Annotated in this window: 2 protein-coding genes (1 of these 2 only partly in view); both read right to left on the bottom strand. The window is 64.6% G+C overall.

What is annotated here, in order from left to right; translation table 11 throughout:
- Window positions 1-8,298, bottom strand: partial view of a non-ribosomal peptide synthetase gene (locus NWV16_RS11800; protein WP_260523154.1) — the 5' portion only. Its footprint begins 6,351 nt before the window's first position; 8,298 of the gene's 14,649 nt are visible here — the first part of the coding sequence; it begins with the start codon at window positions 8,296-8,298; its stop codon lies beyond the left edge, outside the window.
- Window positions 8,295-24,563, bottom strand: coding sequence for a non-ribosomal peptide synthetase (locus NWV16_RS11795; RefSeq protein ID WP_260523153.1), 16,269 nt, complete (start codon window positions 24,561-24,563; stop codon window positions 8,295-8,297). Before NWV16_RS11795 ends, NWV16_RS11800 begins: the two co-directional genes overlap by 4 nt.

Here is a 24,563-nt window from a genome sequence, read left to right as displayed (position 1 = left end):
CGCCACCTCACCCAGCAGCTTGCGAGTCGAGCCCTGCACCAGCAGTGCCGACGGTGCGCTGTCTTCCAGCATGTAGGCCAGACGCTCCGGCGGATACGCCGGGTCCAGCGGCACATAACCGCCACCGGCCTTCAGAATCGCCAACAGGCCGACCACCATTTCCAACCCGCGCTCGACGCAGATCGCCACTCGCGCATCCGGGCCAACGCCCAAGCCGCGCAAATGATGGGCCAGGCGGTTGGCCTGTTGGTTAAGCTCGGCATAGCTCAAGCGCTGCCCTTCGACCTGAACCGCCACCGCCTGCGGCGAGCGCAAGACCTGCGCCTCGAACAGACCGTGGATGCTCTGCTGAAGGTTGTAATCAACGTCAGTGGCATTGAAATCATCCAGCAAATGCCGACGCTCATCCTCCGCCAGCAAATCTACCTGCTCCAGCAATGCCTGATCGTTGCTGACCATGGCTTGCAACAATTGCTGCAAGTAGCCGGTATAACGCTGGATCGTCGATTCATCGAACAGCGCCGTGGCGTATTCCAGCGAACCCCGGATCACGCCCTCGGCTTCGCCAAGGGTCAGCGACAGATCGAACTTGGCAAAGTGGCTCGGCTCGGCCACGCCCTCAAGTGTCAGATCACCGAGAGCCAGGGTCGCACCGCTGCCGCTGTCCCAGCTCAGCAATGTCTGGAACAACGGACTGTGGGACAGGCTGCGCACCGGCCGGGTGATTTCCACCACCTGTTCGAACGGCAGATCCTGATGGGCCTGCGCCTCAAGGGTGCGAGCCTTTACCCGGGCCAGCAACGTCTCGACGCTGAGCGCGCCAGAGGTGTCAATGCGCACGGCCAGCGTGTTGACGAACAACCCGATCAGCCCTTCGATCTCCGCCCGGTTGCGATTGGCGACCGGTGAGCCGATCACCACGTCCGTCTGCCCGGACAAGCGACCGAGCAACATCGCCCAGGCACTCATTACCGCCATGTACGGCGTCACACCGTGGCGTTGGCACAGCGCCTTGAGACCTGCGCTCAAGCGTTCGTCCAGCCGTACATCGACACTGCTGCCGGCGTAATCCTGCAAGGCCGGACGTGGCCGATCGGTCGGCAGCATCAGCAAGGCCGGCGCCCCGGCCAGGGTCTGCCGCCAGTAGTCGCTCTGGCGTTGCAAGACTTCGCCACTCAACCAGCGGCGCTGCCACACGGCGTAATCGGTGTATTGCAATGCCAACGGCGGCAGCGGATCGGCCTCGCCGTGGCTGAACGCCTGGTACAGCGCCATCAGTTCGCGAGTCAGCACGCCCATCGACCAGCCGTCGGAGACGATGTGGTGCAGGGTCAGCAGCAACACATGATGATCATCGGCCAGCCGCACCAGACGCCCGCGAATCAACGGATCGTCCTGCAAATCGAACGGCCCCGAGGCTTCACCCTGAATCAGTGCGAGCAAGGCGTCGTCGGCCTGCGGGTGCCGGCGCAAGTCTTCGACCCGCAGCAGCACGGCGCTGTCGAGTGGCGCGATCAGCACCTGAGCTTCTTCGTTGTACTGTGCGAAACGGCTGCGCAGGGTTTCGTGACGCTCGACGATCCGCGCCAATGCCCGTTGCAGGGCGGCCTCATCGAGGCGCCCGCGCAGGCGCAGGCCGAGGGGAATGTTGTAGGCCGTGTTCGCCCCTTCCAGTTGCGCCATGAACCACAGTCGTTGCTGGGCGAACGACAACGGCAGCGCGCCCTCACGCGGCACCGGCATGATCGCCGGTTGCGTACAGCGTCCGGCCCGGGCCAGCACTTCGGCGACCGCTGCCAGTTCGGCATTGGCGAACAGCTCGGCAAGGGTCAGTTCCACCCCCAGCCGCTGGCGAACCTGGGACAGCATGCGCATCGCCAGCAACGAGTGACCGCCCAGTTCAAAGAAATGATCCTGACGCCCGACCTGTCCGACCTGCAGCACTTCGGCCCAGATCTGCGCCAGGGTGGTTTCGAGTTCACCTTGCGGTGCCTGATAGTCGCGGGTGAACAACGCGCTGCGATCCGGCACCGGCAAGGCCTTGCGGTCGACCTTGCCGTTGGCGGTCAGCGGCAGTACGTCGAGTCTGACGAAGGCCGCCGGCACCATGTACTCCGGCAGTTGGGTCAGCAGGTGCGCCCGCAGTTCGGCCACGGCCAGCGGCTCGACCTGTGGCTGTTCGGTGAAGTAAGCCACCAGCCGCACCTGGCCGGGCTCGTCTTCGCGGGCCACCAGCACCGCTTCCTGGATGCCGAGCAACTGGTTGAGGCGGGTTTCGATTTCACCCAGTTCGACACGCACGCCACGGATTTTCACCTGATCGTCATTGCGCCCCAGATACTCGATGGAGCCGTCAGCCCGCCAGCGCGCCAGGTCACCGGTGCGATACATGCGCCCACTGTTGAACGGGTCGCGCAGGAAGCGCTCTTCAGTCAGGTCCGGACGATTCAGATAACCCCGGGCCACACCGGCGCACCCCACATAAAGTTCCCCGGCCACGCCGACAGGCACGGGCCGCTGCTGCTCATCGAGCAGATACACCGTGCCGTTGGCGATCGGTTTGCCGATGTGCAGCGCCTGCCCCGCTTCCACAATGCCCGAAGTGGCAACCACCGTGGCCTCGGTCGGGCCGTAGTTGTTGACCACGTCGAACGTTTGCTTGCGATTGAACTGACGCAGACGGTCACCGCCGATCAGCAAGGTGCGCAGGGTGGGGTGTTCGAGGTTCTGGCTGAAGGCGTACTCGGCCACTGGCGTGGGCAGGAAACTCACGTCCAGCGGCTGCGCGCACCACCATTCGAGCAGCGCGTCGACGTCCTCGCTGCCATCGCGGGACGGGGCCAGGTGCAGGGTCGCACCGGCACACAGGGCCGGCCAGACTTCCCACGCCATGGCATCGAAACCGAATCCGGCAAGGCTCGACGTGTGGCGACCGGCGCACAGGTCGAACGTTTTGCAGTGCCAGTCGACGAGGTTGCTCAACGTGTGGTGTTCGACCATCACGCCCTTGGGCAGACCGGTGGAACCCGAGGTGTAGATGACGTAGGCCAGGTGTTCGCTGGTCATGCCCGGCACCTGCGGATTGCCGGTTTCGGTGTCCGGCCAGGCCTGCAAATCGAGGTCGATCACCGGCACTTTCAGCGCCGGCAGTCGTTCACGCAGATCACTCAGGCACAGCACCGCCACCGGGGCGCTGTCGCTCAACAGATAGTTCAGCCGCTGTGCCGGGTGCGCCGGATCCACCGGCACATAACCGGCGCCGGCCTTGAGAATGGCCACCAGCCCGACCAGCGTATCCAGACCACGCCGGGCGACGATGGCCACGCGATCATCAGGACGGACACCCAGCCCGATCAAGTGGTGGGCCAGCATGTTGGCCTGCCGGTTCAGCTCGGCAAAGGTCACCGCCTGCCCCTGACAGACCGCCGCGACCGCCTCGGGCCGCTCGATCACTTGTGTTTCGAATCGCTGTGCAATGGTCAGCCCCGAGACAAACTCCGCATGCGTGTCGTTGAATGTCACCAGTAACTGTTCACGCTCGTGGCCCTGCACCATCTCGAGCTGTTCCAGCTGCGCCTGATCGTTGGCGACCATCGCGTGCAGCAATTGCTCGAAGTAGCCGACATATCGCTGGATCGTCGACTCATCGAACAGCGCCGTGGCGTATTCCAGCACGCCGCGAATGCCATCGCGGGTTTCGCCCAGGGTCAGCGACAGGTCGAACTTGGCGAAGCGGGTCGGACCGGCCACGCTTTCCAGTGCCAGCTCACCCAGTTCCAGCGCCGGTCCGACGCTGTTCTCCCAGCTCAGGGTGGTCTGGAACAGCGGACTGTGGGACAGACTGCGCGCCGGCCGGGTGACTTCCACCACCTGCTCGAACGGCAGGTCCTGATGGGCCTGAGCCTGCAGCGTCAGCGTCTTGACCCGGGCCAGCAGCGCCTCGACGCTGAGCTCGCCGGAGGTGTCGATACGCAAGGCCAGGGTGTTGACGAACAGCCCGATCAATCCTTCGATTTCCGCCCGGCCACGGTTGGCAATCGGCGAACCCACCACCACGTCGGATTGGCCGGACAAACGACTGAGCAACAGCGCCCAGGCGCTCATCATCGTCATGTAGAGCGTCACGCCATGACGCTGGCTCAGCGCCTTGAGTCCTTCGCTCAGGGGCTCGTCCAGCCGGAAATCGACACTGCTGCCGGTGTAATCCTGCTGCGCCGGACGCGCACGGTCGGTCGGCAGCACCAGCAAGGTCGGAGCCCCGGCCAGGGTCTGCTGCCAGTAATCGCTCTGCCGCTGCAGTACTTCGCCGCTCAACCAGCGGCGTTGCCAGATCGCGTAGTCGGCGTATTGCAGTGCCAGTGGCGGCAGCGGATCGGCCTCCCCCTGACTGAATGCTTGATACAGCGCCATCAGTTCACGGGTCAGCACGCCCATCGACCAGCCATCGGAGATGATGTGGTGCAGGGTCAACAGCAACACATGGTGATCGTCGGCCAGCCGCACCAGTCGCCCGCGAATCAACGGATCGTTCTGCAAGTCGAACGGTGTCGAGGCCTGTTCATCGACCAGCGCCTGCAGGATTTCGTCGGCATTTGGATGCTGACGCAGATCCTCGACCCGCAGCAGCACGCCGCTGTCGGCGGCCGCAATCATCACCTGCACGTCATCGTTGTGCGGGATAAAGCGGCTGCGCAGGGTTTCGTGGCGCTCGACGATCCGGGCCATTGCCCGTTGCAGCGCCGCCTCATCGAGATGACCGCGCAAGCGCAGGCCCAGCGGGATGTTGTAGGCGGTACTGACCCCTTCCATGCGGGCCAGAAACCACAGCCGCTGCTGGGCGAACGACAGCGGCAGCGCGCCGTCGCGTGGTACCGGCAGCATGGCCGGCTGCGCGCTGCGCCCGGCCTGGGCCAGCACCTCGGCGACCGCTGCCAGCTCGGCATTGGCAAACAACTCGCTCAGGGCCAGTTCGACACCCAGCCGCTGGCGAACCTGGGACACCATGCGCATCGCCAGCAGCGAGTGGCCACCCAGTTCGAAGAAGTGATCCCGGCGCCCGACCCGTTCGACCTGCAGCACTTCACCCCAGATCCGTGCCAGCGCAATTTCCAGCTCGCCGTGGGGTGCCTCGTACTCGCGAGTGAACAAGGCCGCGCGATCCGGCGCCGGCAACGCCTTGCGGTCGACCTTGCCGTTGGCGGTCAGCGGCAACACGTCCAGCCGGACAAAGGCCGCTGGCACCATGTACTCGGGCAATTGCGCCAGCAGGCAGGCACGCAGCTCGGCCACCGGTTGCGGCTCGACCTGAGCCTGTTCGGTGTAATACGCCACCAGACGCGGCTGACCGGGTTCGTCTTCGCGAGCCAGCAATACCGCTTCCTGAATGCCGGGGAGCCGGTTGAGACGGGTTTCAATCTCGCCCAGCTCGATGCGCACGCCGCGAATCTTCACCTGATCGTCATTGCGCCCCAGGTACTCCAGGGTGCCGTCGTCCTGCCAGCGCGCCAGGTCACCGGTGCGATACATGCGTCCACCGTTGAACGGATCGTCGAGAAAGCGCTCGGCCGTCAGCTCCGGACGATTCAGATAGCCCCGGGCAACCCCGGCGCCACCGACATACAGCTCCCCCGCCACGCCGATGGGCACCGGGCGTCGCTGCTCATCCAGCAGATACACCGTGGCATTGCTTACCGGGCGACCGATATGCAGCGTCTGCTCGGCGTCGACCTTGCCCGAGGTCGCCACCACTGTGGTTTCGGTCGGGCCGTAGTTGTTGATGACATCGTAATGCCGGTGACGGCTGAACTGCCGCAGGCGATCGCCGCCGATCAGCAGCGTGCGCAAGGTCGGGTGTTCGAGGTTTTGACTGAAGGCATATTCGGCCACCGGGGTCGGCAGGAAGCTCACGTCCAACGGTTGCGCGCGCCACCAGTCGAGCAAGGCGTCGATGTCTTCGTTGCCGTCGCGGGCCGGGGCCAGGTGCAGCGTCGCGCCGGCACACAGGGCGGGCCAGACTTCCCAGGCCATGGCGTCGAAGCCGAACCCGGCAAGGCTTGACGTGTGACGACCCGCGCACAGATCGAACGCGCCGCAGTGCCAATCAACAAGGTTGGACAGTGTGCGGTGTTCGACCATCACGCCCTTGGGCAGACCGGTCGAGCCCGAGGTGTAGATCACGTAGGCCAGATGCTCGGCGGTCAGGCCCGGCACCTGCGGATCATGGGCCAGGCTCAGTGGCCAGGTGCGGCGGTCGAGGTCGATCACCGGGACGTCCAGAGTCGGCAACCGATCACGCAGATCGCTCTGGGTCAGCACTACTGCCGGGGCGCTGTCGCTGAGCAGGTAGCTCAGGCGCTCGGACGGATGCGCCGGATCGACCGGCACATAACCGGCCCCGGCCTTGAGAATCGCCAGCAGCCCGGCCAGCGTATCGAGCCCTCGGCGCGCAACGATGGCGACGCGATCATCGGGGCGAACGCCCAGGCTGATCAGGTGATGGGCGAGGGCATTGGCGTGCAGGTTCAGCTCGGCGTAGGTCACTTGTTCACCAAGGAACACCGCCGCCACCGCCTCCGGCCGTTCGATGACTTGCGCTTCGAAACGCTGATGAATCGTCAACCCTTGCGGATAGTCGGCCCGGGTGGCGTTGAAGCCGCGCAGGATCTGCTCGCGCTCAGTGTCCGGGAGGATCGAAACTTGGCTGACCGGTGAATCCGGTGCCTGCTCCAGCGCGGACACCAGACCGTTCAGGGCACCGAGCATGTAGTCGCACACCCGTTGCGGGTCGACTTCAGTGGTGGCAAGCAGGGTCAGGCTGAAGGCGTCGCCCAGATCATCGATACTCAGAGTCAGCGGATAGTTAGTGCGCTCTTCCGAATGCAGGGTGGTAATGCCTTCCCATGCCGACAGGGTTTGTGCGCTGGCCGATGCGGCGCCATGGCTGTGACGGTAGTTGAGCAAGGCGCTGAACAGCGGCGTCGGTGCGGCCACGCTGCTGCAGCGCTGTGCCAGCGCCAGCGGCGCGTGTTCATGACGCATCAAGGTTGTCAGGCGTGCGTGGGTTGCCTGCACGGCGCTGCGCACGCTCTGAGCATCGACGTCCACCCGCACCGGCAAGGTGTTGATGAAAATGCCCAGCGCCCGGTCGGTGGCTTCGGCGCCTTGTAGACGCCCCATCAGCACCGTGCCGAACACCACCCGTTGCTTGCCGGCAAGCGTGGCCAGCACCTGCGCCCAGGCCAGGTGGAACAGACTGGCCGCGCTGACCCCGAGCTGCCGCGCCTGCCCCCGCAGGCGTTGGCCCAAGGCCGGTTCGACCGGCACGCTCAGTTCGGTGATGCCGTGTCCGTCGCCCTGCACATCCTGCAGGCCGAACGGCAAGGTCGGCTCGTCGATGTCACCGAGCATGTCGCGGAAGAACGCCTCGTGCTCGGTTTCGCTGACACCCAGCCGTGCCTGCGCCACGTAATCACGAAACGCGACAGGCCGCCCCAGCAGATTGCCCTGCCCCGTGAGGAACGCACGCATCTCATGGCGCACCACATCGAGCGCCGAGTGATCCAGCGCCATATGGTGAAACAGCAGCGTTGCCACCACCCGTTGCCCGGCGTCATCCCACGCATGGGCCAGACGCATCATGGGTGCACGGCTCACGTCCATGCGAAATGCCCGGGCATCGAAACGCTTGTGCAGGTACGCCAGCGCATCACCTTCGGCGTCGATCTCTTCCACCGGCAGTTCGGCGTGACGCCAGACCACTTGCTGCGGCGTATCCAACCCTTCCCACTCCACCGCCGTACGGAGAATGTCGTGGCGATCGATGACCGCCTGCAACGCCTCGACGAACGCGTTCAAGCGCCCGCGATCGGCAAAGGCGAAATGCGCCTGCATCACATAGGGATCGCCCTGGATGGCGCTGACATGGTGGTAAAGAATGCCTTCCTGCAACGGCGCCAGCGGGTAGATGTCCTGCACGTTGGCGGCCCCGCCCGGCACGTCGGCGACCAGACGTTCGATGGTTGCCTGATCGAGTTCGGCCAGGGTCAGCATCCCCGGGGTGATATGCGTGGTACCGGGTGCAATGCCATTGGCCGGCACGTCGACCTGACCGCTTTTGGTCGCTGAATATTGCCCGGTCTTGATCAACTCGATCAGCGCCGGTTTGTGCTCGCGCAACAGCGCCAGCACCGTCGGATCGCTCAGCGCCTGTTTGTTGCCCTGTACGCGCAACTGGTCGTCGGTGACCGCCAACTGGATGTCTTTCGCTTTAAGTGATGCCAACAGTTCGATCACGTTCACAGGACGATCTCCATTCTTTCGGTAATTGCGGCGTAACCGGCCAGGGTCGGTTGTTCGAACAACGCCCTGACTTCGGCTTCCATGCCTTCCTGACGTAAACGGCTGATCAGACTGACCGCCAGCAATGAGTGCCCGCCCAGTTCAAAAAAGTTGTCGTGGCGCCCTACCCGCTCCACGTTGAGCAGTTCGGCCCACAGCCCGGCCAGCAGAATTTCCACCTCGCCGACCGGCGCTTCGTATTCACGGGTGATCACCGAGGCCTGATCCGGCACCGGCAACGCCTTGCGGTCGAGCTTGCCGTTGGGACTCAGCGGCAGCGCATCGAGGTGCACGAACACCGCCGGCACCATGTAATCCGGCAGGTGTTCCAGCAGGTGACTGCGCAGCACGTCGATGTCCAGCCGGGTGCCGGTGTAATAAGCGACCAGGCGTTTGTCCCCCGGCACGTCTTCGCGGGCCAGTACCGCCGCTTCCTGCACACCGTCGATATCGGTCAGGCGGGACTGGATTTCACCCAGTTCGATGCGCAGACCACGGATCTTCACCTGATCGTCGTTACGGCCCAGGTATTCGATGTTGCCGTCGGCCAGATAACGGGCGACGTCGCCGGTGCGGTACAGGCGGCCGTTCGGCTGGAACGGATCCTTCAGGAAGCGTTCGGCGTTCAGTTCCGGACGGTTCAGGTAACCCCGCGCCACTTGCACGCCACCGATGTACAGCTCGCCGACCACACCTTGCGGCACCGGTTGTTGCTGAGCATCGAGGATGTACATCCGGGTGTTGGCGATCGGTTTGCCGATCGGCGTGTTGTCCGGCGTCTGTTCAAGCGGCCCCGCACAATCCCAGGCGGTAACGTCCACCGCCGCTTCGGTCGGACCGTACAGGTTATGCAATCCGGTGCCCGGCAATTGCTGCTTGAAGCGCCGCACCAGACTGCCCGGCAACGCTTCACCACTGCACATCACCTGGCGCAAACCGTTGCAACGGCTCGTGTCGCCATGGGCGAGGAACACGTCGAGCATCGACGGCACAAAATGCAGCGTGGTGATGCGTTCGCGCTCGATCACGTCACTCAGGTACAGCGGATCCTTGTGCCCGCCCGGACGGGCCATGACCAGTCGCGCACCGGTCATCAGCGGCCAGAAGAACTCCCACACCGACACGTCGAAGCTGAACGGTGTCTTTTGCAGCACCGTATCTTCAGCCGTCAGGCGATAAGCGTCCTGCATCCACAGCAAGCGGTTGACCACCCCGGAATGCTCGTTGATCACGCCTTTCGGCTGCCCGGTGGAACCGGAGGTGTAGATCACGTAGGCCGTGTGCTGCGGGGTCAGTCCGTCGACCGACGGGTTTTCGGTCGACAGCGATTGCCAGGTGTCGTGATCCAGATCGACCACCGGTACCGCCACCTCACCCAGCAGCTTGCGAGTCGAGCCCTGCACCAGCAGTGCCGACGGTGCGCTGTCCTCCAGCATGTAGGCCAGACGCTCCAGCGGATACGCCGGATCCAGCGGCACGTAACCGCCGCCGGCCTTCAGAATCGCCAGCAGGCCGACCACCATCTCCAGCCCGCGCTCGACGCAGATCGCCACTCGTGCATCAGGACCAACGCCCAACCCGCGCAAGTGATGGGCCAGGCGGTTGGCCCGAGCATTCAGCTCGGCATAACTCAGTCGCTGCTCACCGGAAAGCACCGCCACCGCCTGCGGCGTGCGCAAGACCTGCGCCTCGAACAGACCGTGGATGCTCTGCTGAAGGTTGTAATCAACGTCAGTGGCGTTGAAGTCGAACAACAGTCGCTGCCGCTCTGCCCCTTCAAGAACCCGCAGCCGGTTCATCGCCTGGGTCGGAGCCTGCTCCAGCGCGTCCACCAACGCCATCAACGCCGTCTGCATATAGCCGCAAATCCGTTGCGCGCCAATGTCCGCCGGCACCATGGCAATCATCGAGAAACCGTTGCCCAGGTCATCGACGTTCAGGCTCAGCGGGTAGTTGGTGCGCTCTTCGCTGCTCAGGGTCTCGATGCCTTGCCAGGCCTGGACCACGCTGTCCGCATGCTCTGATCCGTGGCTGTGTCGATAGTTGAGCATCGCGCTGAACAACGGCGAAGGCGCTGCAATCCCGCTGCAACGCTGGGCCAGCGCCAGCGAAGCATGTTCATGCCCCAGCAAGGCGGTGAGACGCTGGTGAGTCGCCTTGACCGCTTCGCGCACCGGGGTCTCGCCCAGATCGACCCGCAACGGCAAGGTGTTGATGAACATGCCCAGCGCACGGTCGGCGCCCTGACCGCCTTGCATCCGGCCCATCAATACGGTGCCGAACACCACATTGTCCTGCCCGGAGGTCGCCGCCAACACTTGGGCCCACGCCAGGTGGAACAGGCTGGCCACGCTGATGCCCGACTGCCGCGCCTGACTGCGCAGGCGCAGGTTCAGGCTGTTGTCGAGCGCCTGCTGTACTTCCTCGATGCCGCGTCCGTCGCCGCGCACATCACGCAGGCTGAACGGCAGGGTCGGCTCGTCGATGTCGCCGAGCATGTCGCGGAAAAACGCTTCATGTTCCAACTCCGAAACACCCAGACGCGCCTGCGCCACGTAATTGCGATACGGCACCGCCGCCGGCAACGGCTCGCCGGAACCGCGCAAGTACGCCTGCATTTCGTGACGCACCACTTCCAGTGCGGTGTGATCGAGCACAATGTGATGGAACAGCAGCATCGCCACCACCCGCCCACGGGCCGGATCCCGGGCATACACCAGACGCAGCAACGGCGCCCGGGCGATGTCGAGGCGGTAATGCCGGGCATCGAAGCGGGCGTGCAGCTGCTCAAGAGTGTCGCCCGCCGCAGGGTCGAGCATGACCTCCTGCACCACCAGTTCGGCCCGGCGCCACACGACCTGCACCGGCACGCTCAAGCCTTCCCACACCACGCCCGTGCGCAGCACGTCATGGCGGTCGATGACCCGTTGCAGCGCGGCACTGAAACGCTGCACACGTTCAAGACTGTCGAACGCGATACGCGATTGCAGCAGGTAGGGATCGCCTTCGCCCGCGCTCAAGTGGTGATAAAGAATGCCTTCCTGCAACGGCGCCAGCGGATAGATGTCCTGCACGTTGGCCGCACCGCCCGGCACGTTGGACACCACACGGTCGATGGCGGCTTGATCCAGCGTGACCAGCGTCAGCATATCCGGAGTGATGCGAGTGCAATCGGCCGCGATGCGATTGGCCGGCACTTCGATTTCGCGCCCGCTGCCCATGGCGGCGGCAAGCGCGGCCAGGGTCGGCTGACTGAACAGCACACGCACGTCAGTGCTCAGGCCGATCTGGCGCATGCGCTCGATCAGGCTCACCGCCAGCAGTGAATGCCCGCCCAGTTCGAAGAAGTGATCGTGACGCCCGACCCGTTCGACGTTCAGCACCTCACCCCACAGTCGGGCCAGGGCGATTTCGGTCTCGCCGAGCGGAGCCTCGTACTCGCGCACCAGCACCGACTCGGCACCAGGAGCCGGCAATGCCTTGCGATCCACCTTGCCGTTGGGGCTCAGTGGCAGGCTGTCGAGCGCGACGAAGGCCGACGGCACCATGTAGTCCGGCAGACGTGCGAGCAGGTGTTCGCGCAACGCCTCGATCCCCGGTTGCCCTGCCTCGGCGCGCCAGGTGAAGTACGCCACCAGATGTTCTTCACGCACCAGCACCACAGCCTCGCGCAAGGCTGGATGGCTGAGCAGCTGCGCTTCGATTTCACCCGGCTCCAGACGCAGGCCGCGCAACTTGACCTGGAAGTCATTGCGACCGATGAATTCGAGCTGACCGTCGGCGCGGTAGCGCACCCGGTCGCCCGTGGCGTACAGCCGATCGCCGGCGACGAAAGGACTGTTGATGAACCGTTCCGCCATCAACTGCGGCAGGCCCAGATAGCCCCGCGCGACACCGGCACCGCCAATGAACAACTGACCGATGACGCCCATCGGCACCGGGCGCCCGGCAGCATCGAGTACATACAGACGGGTGTTGTTGATCGGCCGTCCGATCGGCAAGGCGCTGTCCGGCACTGGCATCGACGGTTCAAGCGTCCACACCGTGCTGTCGACCGTCGCCTCAGTCGGGCCGTAGACGTTGTGCAAACGAACCTGCGGCAAACGCTCACGCACACGACGCGCCAGCGCCGGTGTCAGATCGCCACCGCCGCAGAACACGTCGGTGAGGCTGGTGCACTGACTGACCTCGTCCAGTTCGAGGAACTGTTGCAACAGCACCGGCACGAACTGGATCACGCTGATCCGCTGCTCGCGAATCAGCTGCGCCAGATACTTCGGCTCGCGGTGTCCGTCGGGCCGCGCCAGCACCAGACGCAGCCCCGCGCTCAACGGCCAGAACAGCTCCCAGACCGAGGCATCGAAACTGAACGGGGTTTTCTGCAACAGCGCACCGTCCGTCACGGCCGGACACAGTTGCGAACTCCAGTGCAGCAGATTGCCCACGCCGCGATGCTCGACCATCACGCCTTTCGGCGCGCCGGTAGAGCCGGAGGTGTAGATCACGTAGGCCAGGTTCGAAGCGCTCAGGCCCGGGACCTGCGGATTGGCATCCGGATTGAATCGCCAGTGATCCTGATCCAGGTCGATCACCAGCGCAGTGCTTTCGTCAAGCAATGCGCGAGTCGCACCGTGAACCAGCACCGCCACCGGGGTACTGTCCTTGAGCATATAATCCAGACGTTCCGCCGGGTACGCAGGATCCAGCGGCACATAGGCACCACCCGCCTTGAGGATGCCGAGCAGACCGACCATCAGCGCCGGCCCGCGCTCGACACAGATCGCCACCCGCGAATCCGGCCCCACGCCCAGTTCGCGCAGGTGATGGGCCAGGCGGTTGGCCTGTGCGTTGAGTTCGGCGTAGGTCAGCTGCTGCTCACCAGCCTGCAATGCGATGGCTTGTGGCGTGCGTTGTACCTGCCTCTCAAACAGCCCGTGAACGGTTTGCTGCAGATCGTCTGCGGTTTCGGTGACATTAAGGTCGTAAAGCACCCGCTGACGCTCTGCACCGTCAAGGATCGGCAAGCGGTTCAGCGGCTGATCCGGTGCCTGCTCCAGAGCCTGCGCCAGAGTCGCCAGCGCGGTCTGCATGTAGTCACAGATCCGCTGCGAACCAATACTCGCCGGGGTCATGGCGGTGAGGACGAAGCCATCCCCCAGATCATCGACGCCCAGGCTCAGCGGATAGTTGGTGCGTTCCTCGCTGCTCAGGGTCTCGATGCCTTGCCAGGCCAGACGGATGTTTTGCTGCTGCGCCTCGTCGGCGCTGTGCCGGTAGTTGAGCATCGAGCTGAACAGCGGCGCCGGTGCGGCCACACCGCTGCAACGCTGAGCCAGCGCCAGGGCGGCGTGTTCATGACCAAGCAGCGCACTGAGCTGCGCATGCGTCGCCCGTGCCCCTTCGCGCACCGGGGTTTCACCGAGGTCGACCCGCAGCGGCAAGGTGTTGATGAACATCCCCAGCGCCCGGTCGGCCCCGTCGCCGCCCTGCATCCGGCCCATCAGCACCGTGCCGAACACCACCCGCTCCTGCCCGGACGTCGCCGCCAGCACCTGCGCCCACGCAAGGTGGAACAGGCTGGCCACGCTGATGCCCAGTTGTCGGGCCAGGCTGCGCAGGCGCTGGCCGGTGGCAGCCGTCAGGACCTGTCGGGTTTCTTCGATATCACGACCGTCACCTTGCACATCCTGCAAGCCGAACGGCAGGGTCGGCTCGTCGATGTCGCCGAGCATGTCGCGGAAGAACGTTTCGTGCTCCCGTTCGCTGACACCCAGCCGCGCCTGCGCCACGTAGTTACGGTAAGGCACCGCTGCGCCCAGCGAGGCTTCGCGCCCTTGCAGGCAGGCGAGCATTTCGTGCTGCACCACGTCCAGCGCGGTGTGATCGAGCACCACATGGTGGAACAGCAACATCGCCACCACCCGGTCGTGAGCCGGATCCCGGGCGTACACCAGACGCAGCAGCGGTGCCTGACTGATGTCGAGACGCAAGTGACGGGCATCGAAACGCCCATGCAATTGCTCAAGGACGTCGCCATCCGCCGCATCCAGCACGACCTCCTGCACCGGCAGCTCAACGTGACGCCACACCACTTGCATCGGCTCGGCCAGTGTCTGCCAGACCACGGCCGTGCGCAGGATGTCGTGACGTGCAATAACCTGACGCAACGCCGCCGCGAAGCTGTCGACCCGCTCGACGCTGTCGAAGACCAGTCGCGATTGCAGCAGGTACGGATCGCCCTGCTCCGCGCTCAAGTGGTGGTAAAGAATGCCTTCCTGCAAAGGCGCCAGCGGATAAATGTCCTGCACGTTGGCGGCGCCGCCGGGCACCGTGGCAACGATACGGTCAATGCTTGGCTGATCCAGCTCGGTCAGGCTCAACAAATCTGGAGTGATACGCGTGCAATCGGCAGGAATGCGATTGGCCGGCACTTCGATTTCGCGCCCGCTGCCCACCGCCGCGGCCAGGGCTGCCAGGGTCGGCTGGCTGAACAGCACACGCACGTCGGTGTTCAGGCCGATTTGCCGCAAACGCTCGATCAGGCTGACCGCCAGCAATGAATGACCGCCCAGTTCGAAGAAGTTGTCGTGGCGACCGACCTGCTCCAGTTTCAACACATCGGCCCAGATCTGCGCCAGCGCGGTTTCCACCGGGCCTTGCGGGGCTTCGTACTCACGACTGAGCCAGGCGTGCTGATCCGGCTCCGGCAAGGCCTTGCGGTCGAGTTTGCCGTTGGTGGTCAGCGGCAAATTGTCGAGTCGCACATACGCCGCCGGGATCAGGGCTTGCGGCAGAAGCCCTTGCAGATGATTGCGCAGGCTTTCGATGTTGGTCGGTGTACGTTCGGTGAACCACACCAGCAACTGCCCGTCGCGCACCAGCGCTACCGCGTCCTGCACCGCCGGATGGATGCTCAGGGCCGCTTCGATTTCCCCCAGCTCGACCCGCACGCCACGCAGTTTGACCTGATCGTCGTTGCGGCCCAGATACTCGATGTTGCCGTCCGCCAGCCAGCGTGCGAGGTCGCCGGTGCGGTACATCCGCGCCTGCGGCTGGTCGCTGAACGGGTCGGCCAGGAAGCGTTCGGCGGTCATTTCCGGACGATTCAGATAACCCCGCGCCACACCGGCGCCGGCGACATACAACTCGCCCGTCACCCCGACCGGCACCGGACGTTGCTGATCGTCGAGCAGATAGATTCGGGCGTTGGCTATCGGCCGGCCGATGTGCAGCGGCTGACCGACTTCGACGGGGCCGGAGGTGGCGACCACCGTGGCTTCAGTCGGGCCGTAGTTGTTGATCACCGCGAAAGTCTGTTCCCGATTGAACTGGCGCAGTTTGTCGCCACCGATCAGCAAGGTGCGCAGGGTCGGGTGTTGCAGCTTGCGGCTGAACGCATATTCGGCCACCGGAGTCGGCAGAAAGCTCACCTGCAACGGCTGCGCCCGCCACCAGTCCAGCAGTTCGTCCAGATGCTCGTTGCTCACCGATTCCGGCGGCAGGTGCAGGGTCGCGCCGACGCACAGTGCCGGCCAGACTTCCCAGGCCATCGCATCGAAACCGAAACCGGCCACGCTGGCGGTGTGGCTGCCGGCGTGCAGGTCAAAAGCTTCGGCATGCCAGTGCACGAGGTTTTCCAGGGTCGCGTGCTCGACCATCACGCCTTTCGGCTGGCCGGTGGAGCCCGAGGTGTAGATCACGTACGCGAGGTTTGCCGGGGTCAGGTACGGCAGTTTCGGGTTGCTGTCGGGCAGGTGTTGCCAGGCGGTGCTGTCCAGATCGATCACCGGCATCATGCCCGGCAGATCCCGGGTCGAAGCCTGGACCAGCACCGCCACCGGATCGCTGTCCTGCAACAGGTAGGCCATGCGCTCCGCTGGATGCGCGGGATCCACCGGCACATAACCGGCACCGGCCTTGAGAATCGCCAGCAGCCCGACCAGCATCTGCGGGCCGCGACGCACACAGAGTGCAACGCGGTCATCGGGTTGCACACCAAGACCGATCAGGTGATGGGCCAGTTGGTTGGCGCGCTGATTGAGTTGTCCGTAGGTCAGCTGTTGCTCGCCTTGAATCATCGCGAGGGCATGTGGATCGCGCTCGGCCTGAACCTCGATCAGTGCGTGAATCGTCGCGCCACGGGGATAGGCCGTGACCGGTGGATTGAAGTCTTCGACCAGATGCTGCAGTTCGGCGGTCGAAAGGATCGGCAAGCGGTTCAACGGTTTTTGCGGCGTCTGCTCCAGCGCCTGCACCAGTTGCTCCAGCGCGGTGTGCATGTAGTTGCAGATCCGTTGCGCACCGATCTGGCTGACCGCCAGGACCGACAACGCAAACCCTTGGCCCAGATCGTCCACGCTCAGGGTCAGCGGATAGTTGGTGCGCTCTTCACCACCGAGCTTCTGCACGCCCTCCCAGACACTCTGTCCGCTCTGCGACTGTTGCGTGGGGGCGCTGTGACGGTAGTTGAACAAGGCACTGAACAACGGCGACGACGCCGCGACACCACTGCAACGCTGGGCCAGCGCCAGCGAGGCGTGTTCATGCCCCAGCAATGCGGTCAGCCGTGCGTGGGTTGCCTTGACGCCGTCCCGCGCACCAACACCGATATCAATGCGCAGCGGCAAGGTGTTGATGAAGACCCCCAGCGCCCGGTCGGCGCCATCGCCGCCCTGCATCCGTCCCATCATCACCGTGCCGAAAACCACGTCGCGCCGGTTCGACAACACGCCCAGCACTTGCGCCCAGGCCAGGTGCATAAGGCTGGCGGCACTCACGCCCAGTTGCCGTGCCTGCTCGCGCAGACGTCCGTTGAGTCCGGCTGCCACCGGTAGCAAGGCTTCCTCGATCCCGTGACCGTCACCCTGCACATCCCGCAGTCCCAGCGGCAGCGTCGGCTCGTCGACGTCGCCGAGCATCTCGCGGAAGAACGCTTCGTGTTCCTGCTCGCCGAGCCCAAGGCGCGCCTGGGCCACGTAGTTGCGATAGGGGATCGGCGCCGAAAGGCTGTCGATCTCACCGAACATGACACCGCGCATTTCCTCGACGATCACTTCCAGCGCGGTGTGATCGAGGATCAGGTGATGGGACAGCAGGATCGCCACCACCCGCTGCTGCTCCGGATCTTCGGCATACACCATGCGCAGCAGCGGCGCCTGGCTGATGTCGAGGCGGTAATGACGGGCATCGAAGCGCTCGTGCAATTGTTCAAGGATGTCGCCGTTTGCTGAATCCGGCGCGACATGCTGTACCACCAGTTCGGCGTGGCGCCACACCACTTGATGAGGCGTCGCCAGGCCTTCGTGGACAACACTGGTACGCAGGATGTCGTGGCGAGCGATGACCTGCCGCAAGGTGTCGGTGAAGGTGCGCAGACGCTCGATACTGTCGAAGGCCAGACGCGACTGCAGCAAGTACGGGTCGCCCTGCTCCGCGCTCAAGTGGTGATAAAGGATGCCTTCCTGCAGCGGCGCCAGCGGGTAAATATCCTGCACGTTGGCGGCGCCGCCCGGCACGGTGGCGACGATCCGGTCGATGCCGGCCTGATCCAGTTCGGTCAGGCTCAGCAGGTCCGGGGTGATGCGGGTGCAGCCAGGGGGAATGCGGTTGGCCGGCACTTCGATTTCGCGGCCGCTGCCCACCGCCGCTGCCAGCGCGGCCAGGGTTGGCTGGCTGAACAGTACGCGCACATCGGTGCTCAGGCCGATCCGGCGCAGGCGTTCGATCAGGCTCACGGCCAGCAATGAATGACCACCCAGTTCGAAGAAGTTGTCGTGGCGACCGACTTTTTCCAGCTTCAGGACGTCGGCCCAGATCTGCGCCAGTGCAGTTTCCACCGGGCCTTGCGGGGCTTCGTAGGCCTGGCTGAGCCAGGCGCCCGGATCCGGCATCGGCAAGGCTTTGCGGTCCACCTTGCCGTTGTTGTTCAGCGGCAAGGCGTCGAGCTGCACCCAGGCCGACGGCACCATGTAATCCGGCAGGCGCGCCTGCAACTGGCTGCGCAGGCGGGTGCTGTCCACGCCCTCTTCAGCGGTGAAATACGCCACCAGACGCAGCGCCTCCTCGCCGTCGCGACGGGCCAGCACGATGGCTTCCCTGACCCCTTCGCAACTCAGCAGGCGGTTTTCGATTTCCCCCAGTTCGATACGGAAACCACGAATCTTCACCTGATCGTCGTTGCGACCGAGGCATTCCAGTTGTCCCGGGGCGAGCCAGCGTGCGAGGTCGCCGGTGCGGTACAACAGCGCGCCCGGTTGATCGCTGAACGGATCTTGCAGGAACTTCTCCGCAGTCAGGTCCGGGCGATTGAGATAACCCAGCGCCACACCTTGCCCACCGATGTACAGCTCGCCGGTCACGCCCATCGGCACCGGTTGCTGACGGGCGTCGAGTACATAGACCTGGGTGTTGGAGATCGGCCCGCCAATCGGCACGCTGTCGGCGTCTTCCGCCACTTCGCGCACTTCAAAGGTTGTGGCGTAGGTGGTGGTTTCGGTCGGGCCGTAGCAGTGGACGATGCGCAGGTCCGGCGCTTCGGCCAGCAGACGGCGGAAGGCCGCCGGGTCGGCGCGTTCACCGCCGCAGAGCACCATGCGCAGGCCCTTGAGGGCCTCGGGAATCAGCTGCACGTACTGGTTGAACAGTGCGGTGGTGACGAACAGGATCGTGACGCCGGAGCTGGCCAGCGCCTGACCGAACAGGTCTGGATCAAGCAAGGTGTCGTGATCGATGACCACCACGCGCCCGCCGTTGAGCAGCGGCCCCCAGACGTCCATGGTGCTGGCGTCGAACGCCGGGTTGGAAGCGAACGCCACACGGTCCTGCGGGTTGAAATCGGCATAACCGTTGTTGATCACCAGCCGGCCGATGGCCCGGTGCGGCACCATCACCCCTTTCGGCGTGCCGGTGGAGCCGGAGGTGTACATGATGTACGCCAACGATTCCGAAGACTGCGGCAAGCCCGGGTTGTGCGTCGGTTGCGCGTCGAGTTTCAGCGCATCCAGATCGATCCGGCGCACGCTGTAGTCGACCGTCTCGGTGCTCAAGGTCAGCAGCGCTGTCGCCCTGCAATCCTCGACCATGAACGCCTGCCGTTCGGTCGGGGCGTTGATGTCCAGCGGCACATAGGCCGCCGCGCATTTGCCGATGGCCAGTTGCGCCACCAGCAGATCCAGCGAGCGCGGCAGCAGGATCGCCACGTGGTCGCCCGGCTGCACGCCCTGCGCGATCAGGTGATGGGCCAGGCGGTTGGCCCGTTGATTCAGCTCTTCATAGGTCAACGCCGCGCGGCCATGCACCGCTGCAACGGCTTGCGGATGCAGTTGCACTTGCTGTTCGAACAGACCGTGAACCGTCGAACCCGCCGGATAATCCCGTTGAGTGGCGTTGAACCCGACCAACAATTCCCGCCGCTCATCCGGCGGCAGGATCGACAGTTGATCGACGCCCAATTGCGGCGTCTGCTCCAGCGCCTGCACCAGACTGTCGAAGGCAATGTTGAGGTACTCGCAGATCCGCGCACCCTCGATACCCGGCACTGCCTGCACACTCAGACGCAAGCCTTCGCCAAGGTCATCGACGCTGACCACCAGCGGATAGTTGCTGCGCTCGCGGGAGCTGAGCAATTCAATGCCATCGAGGGTCAGGCCCGCCGCCTGCGGTGCGCTGTGGCGATAGTTGAGCAACGTGCCGAACAGCGGCAGCGAACCGGAAACCCCGCTGCAACGCTGAGCCAACGCCAGTGACGCCTGTTCATGCACGAGCAATTGCGCCAGCCGTTCATGGGTGGCGAGCACGCTATCGCGCACCGCCGTGGCGGTGACGTTGACGCGCAGCGGCAAGGTATTGATGAACAGGCCCAGGGCCCGGTCGACACCCTCGCCACCCTGCATCCGGCCCAGCAGCACCGTGCCGAACACCACCTCGTCCCGACCGCAAATCTGCGCCAGAACCTGGGCCCAGGCCTGGTGCGCCAGACTCGCCACGCTGATGCCGAGCCGCCGCGCCTGCTCGCGCAGACGCATGGCCAGCGCGGTGTCCAGCGTAAGTTGGCTGTCGATCACTGCACTGCCGTCGCCATGCACGTCCTGTACGCCGAACGCCAGGGTCGGCTCGTCGATGTCGCCGAGCATGTCGCGGAAGAAACCTTCGTGTGCTTCAGCATCCGCGCCGAGCCTGGCCTGTGCGACATAATTGCGATACTGCACCGGCGTCGCCAGCTCGGCCGCGTGACCGTGCAGCACGCTGTTCATCTCGCTCACCAGCACTTCCAGTGCGGTGTGATCGAGCATCAGGTGATGCATCAGCAGGATGCCGACCCAGCGCTTGTGCTGTGGGTCCTCGGTGTAGGCGAAGCGCATCATCGGCGCGCGGCCCAGATTCAGACGGTAGTGACGCGGGTCGAAACGTGCCTGCATCTGTTGCAGCACGTCGCCGTCCTGCGGGTCGGCATCCACTCGCTCAAGCGCCAGTGGCGCCGCCCGCCAGACCACTTGCACCGGCTCTTCGAGGCCTTCCCGGACCACGCTGGAGCGCAGGATGTCGTGACGTGCGATCACCACGTTGACGGCGCGGACAAATGCCTTGATCGACTTGATCCCGTCAAACACGAACTGCGCCTGCAAAACGTAAGGGTCGCCGGCAGTCGCCGCCATATGGTGATACAGAATTCCCGCCTGCAACGGCGCCAGGGCGTAGATGTCCTGCACGTTGGCGACGCCGCCGGGGACGCTTTCCACGATCCGGTCGATGCCGGCCTGATCCAGAGTGGCCAGGGGCAGCATGTCGGGTGTGATGCGCTGGCAATCGGGGGTAATCCGATTGGCCGGCACCTGCAAGGCCGGTTTCACGCCAAGGGTTGCCGCCAGACCCGCCACGGTCGGTCGGCCGAACAGCACCCGTACGTCGCAGCTCAACGCCTGCTGACGCATGCGCTCGACCAGTTTCACCGCCAGCAAGGAGTGGCCGCCCAGTTCGAAGAAATTGTCATGGCGCCCGACCTGCTCGACGTTCAGCAGGGCCTGCCAGATCTCGGCGATGCGGCATTCCACATCGCCGACCGGTGCCTCGTACCCGCCAAGCAATGGGCCACTTTGATCCGGAGCCGGCAAGGCCTTGCGATCAAGCTTGCCGTTGGGGCTCAGGGGCATCGCGTCGAGATGGACGAATGCCGTCGGCACCATGTAATCCGGCAACTGCTCCAGCAGATGGCTGCGCAGTTCACTGACGTCCAGCGCTTCGCCGGTGTAGTACGCCACCAGCCGTGGATCGCCGGCCACGTCTTCGCGCACCAGCACTTCGGCGGCGAGCACGGTGTCGAGTTGAATCAGCCGCGCCCGGATTTCCCCGAGTTCGATACGCAAGCCGCGAAGCTTCACCTGATCGTCGTTGCGACCGAGGTATTCGAGGTTACCGTCGGCCCGATAGCGGCACAGATCACCGGTGCGGTACAGCCGCGCATGGGGCTGGTCGCTGAACGGATCGTCGAGGAAACGCTCGGCGGTGAGCGATGCAAGGTTCAAGTACCCCCGCGCCACTTGCACCCCGCCGATGTACAGCTCGCCGGCCACGCCCAACGGCAGCGGCTGCAACTGCTCATCGAGAATGTACAAACGGGTGTTGCTTACGGGCCGGCCGATGGGCAACTGTGCGTCTGGCACCGGCAGCGCCGGCTCCAGCGTCCACACCGTGCTGTCCACCGTGGTTTCGGTCGGGCCGTAGACGTTATGCAAACGCACCTGCGGCAGACGCTCGCGGACTTGACGGGCCAACGCTGGCGTCAGTTCACCGCCACCACAGAACACGTCCGTGAGGCTGGTGCACTGGCTGACGTCTGCCACGTCGAGGAACTGTTGCAACAGAGCCGGGACGAACTGGATCACGCTGATGCGCTGTTCGCGCACCACTTGCGTCAGGTACGCCGGTTCGAAATGTGCGTCGGGGCGCGCCAGTACCAGACGCAGACCCGATGTCAGCGGCCAGAACAGCTCCCAGACCGAGGCGTCGAAACTGTAAGGGGTTTTCTGCAACAGGGCGCCGTCTGCCACGGGCGGGCACAACTGCGAGCTCCAATGAAGCAGATTGCCCAGGCCTCGGTGCTCGACCATTACCCCTTTCGGCGTGCCGGTGGAACCGGAGGTGTAGATCACGTAGGCCAGATTCGAGGCATTCAAGCCCGGCACCTGAGGATTCTGATCGGGGTAGTCCTGCCAGTGATCCTGATCGAAATCGAGCAGCGGCACGCCGCCCGTTTCGAACAACGCCCGGGTCGCGCCGTGCACCAGCAGCGCCATCGGCGCGCTGTCGTCGAGCATGTAGCTCAGGCGTTCCGCCGGGTACGCCGGGTCCAGCGGCACATACGCGCCGCCGGCCTTGAGGATGCCCAGCAGGCCGATCACCAGCTCAGGCCCGCGTTCGACGCAGATCGCCACCGGCGTATCCGGCCCGACACCCAGCTCACACAACCGGTGTGCCAGGCGATTGGCCCGGGCATTGAGTTCAACATATGTCAGCGATTGCGCACCGGCCTGCAATGCACTGGCCTGCGGCGAACGCAGGACCTGAGCCTCGAACAGGCCATGAACGGTCTGTTGCAGATCGAGCTCGACGCGACTGTCATTGAAGCCCACCAGCAATTGCTGCCGCTCCTGCTGCGGCAAAATCGGTAACTGGTTGATCGGCGTCTGGGGCGATTGCTCCAGGGCATCGAGCAAGGCGTCCAGTGCAGTCTGCACATAGGCGCAGACCCGTTCGGCACCGATACCGACCGGGGCGATGGCGGACAGTCGGAAACCACTGCCCAGGTCATCGACGCTCAGGGTCAGCGGGTAGTTGGTCGGCTCCTTGCCACTCAGGACCTGAACGCCGGGGGCCAGTTCGATCACCTCGGCAACGTCACCGACAGCGCTGTGGCGATAGTTGAGCATGGTGCTGAACAACGGTGTCTGCGCATTCAACGCGCTGCAGCGCTGGGCCAATGCCAGCGAAGCCTGTTCATGGGCGAGCAAGGCGCTCAATCGACGATGCGTGGCGAGCACGCCGTCGTGGACGCTTTGCGCGCCGACATCGACCCGCAATGGCAAGGTATTGATGAACATGCCCAGCGCCTGCTCGCCGCCGTCGCCCGCCTCCATGCGCCCCAGCAGCACGGTGCCGAACACCACCGAGGTGCGCCCGGACAACTGGCCCAATACCCGCGCCAGCGCCAGGTGCATCAGGCTCGCCACGCTCACGCCGAGTTGCCGCGCCTGCGTGCGCAGTCGCAGGTTCACTTCGTCAGTGAGTCTGAGCTGTGCGTCTTCGAAATCGTGCCCGCCGCCCTGAATATCCTGCAGGCCCCAAGGCAATGTCGGCTCGTCGATATCGCCGAGCATCTCGCGAAAGAACGTTTCGTGGGCCTGCTCATCGAGCGCCATGCGTGCCCGCGCCAGGTGGTTGCGAAACGGCACCGCCGGCGCGACGTGTTCGCTCTGCCCTTGCAGCCACGCCTGGATTTCCCGGCGCACCACGTCCAGTGCAACGTGGTCGATGATCATGTGATGGAACAGCAGCAACGCGACAATCCGGCCCTGCGCCGGATCCCTCGCATACACCAGCCGCAGCAACGGCGCCTGTTGCAGATCGAGGCGCAAATGGCGGGCGTCGTAGCGCGCCTGCAACTGACTGAACACATCCGTTGACGTATCGACTGCCACCTCATCGCAGACCAGCGCTGCCTGACGCCAGACCACTTGCACCGGCTCGTCCAGGCGCTCCCAGACAAACGAGGTGCGCAGAATGTCGTGACGGTCGATCACCCATTGCAAGGCCTGGGCAAACGCGTCGAGGCGCTCGTGACTGTCGAACGTGAACTGCGCCTGTTGCACATACAGATCGCCTTCGCCGGCCGCGAGGTGCAGATACAGCATGCCTTCCTGCAACGGCGCCAGCGGATAGATGTCCTGCACATTCGCCACGCCGCCCGGCACCGTGGCGACGATACGGTCGATGGCCGGCTGATCCAGTTGCACCAGCGGCAGCATGTCCGGGGTGATGCGCAGCGCCGGGCTCGACCAGTCGCCGCCGTGGCTCGCCACCAGCTCCAGCAACTGCGCCTTGTGCTTGGCGAGGCTGTCCCACAACGCATCGTCCAGCGCTTCGTCGTCGCCCAGAATGACCAGGTCTTCATCGTCCTGTTGAAGGCGGATCGCATGGGTGGAAATAACAGCCATCAGCTCGCGAAATTGCAT

The sequence above is a fragment of the Pseudomonas sp. BW7P1 genome (assembly GCF_024981055.1).
Taxonomy (GTDB): Bacteria; Pseudomonadota; Gammaproteobacteria; order Pseudomonadales; family Pseudomonadaceae; genus Aquipseudomonas; species Aquipseudomonas bananamidigenes.
The sequence above is the reverse complement of the archived record's forward strand: the minus strand, read 5'-3'. Positions and strand labels throughout refer to the sequence as shown.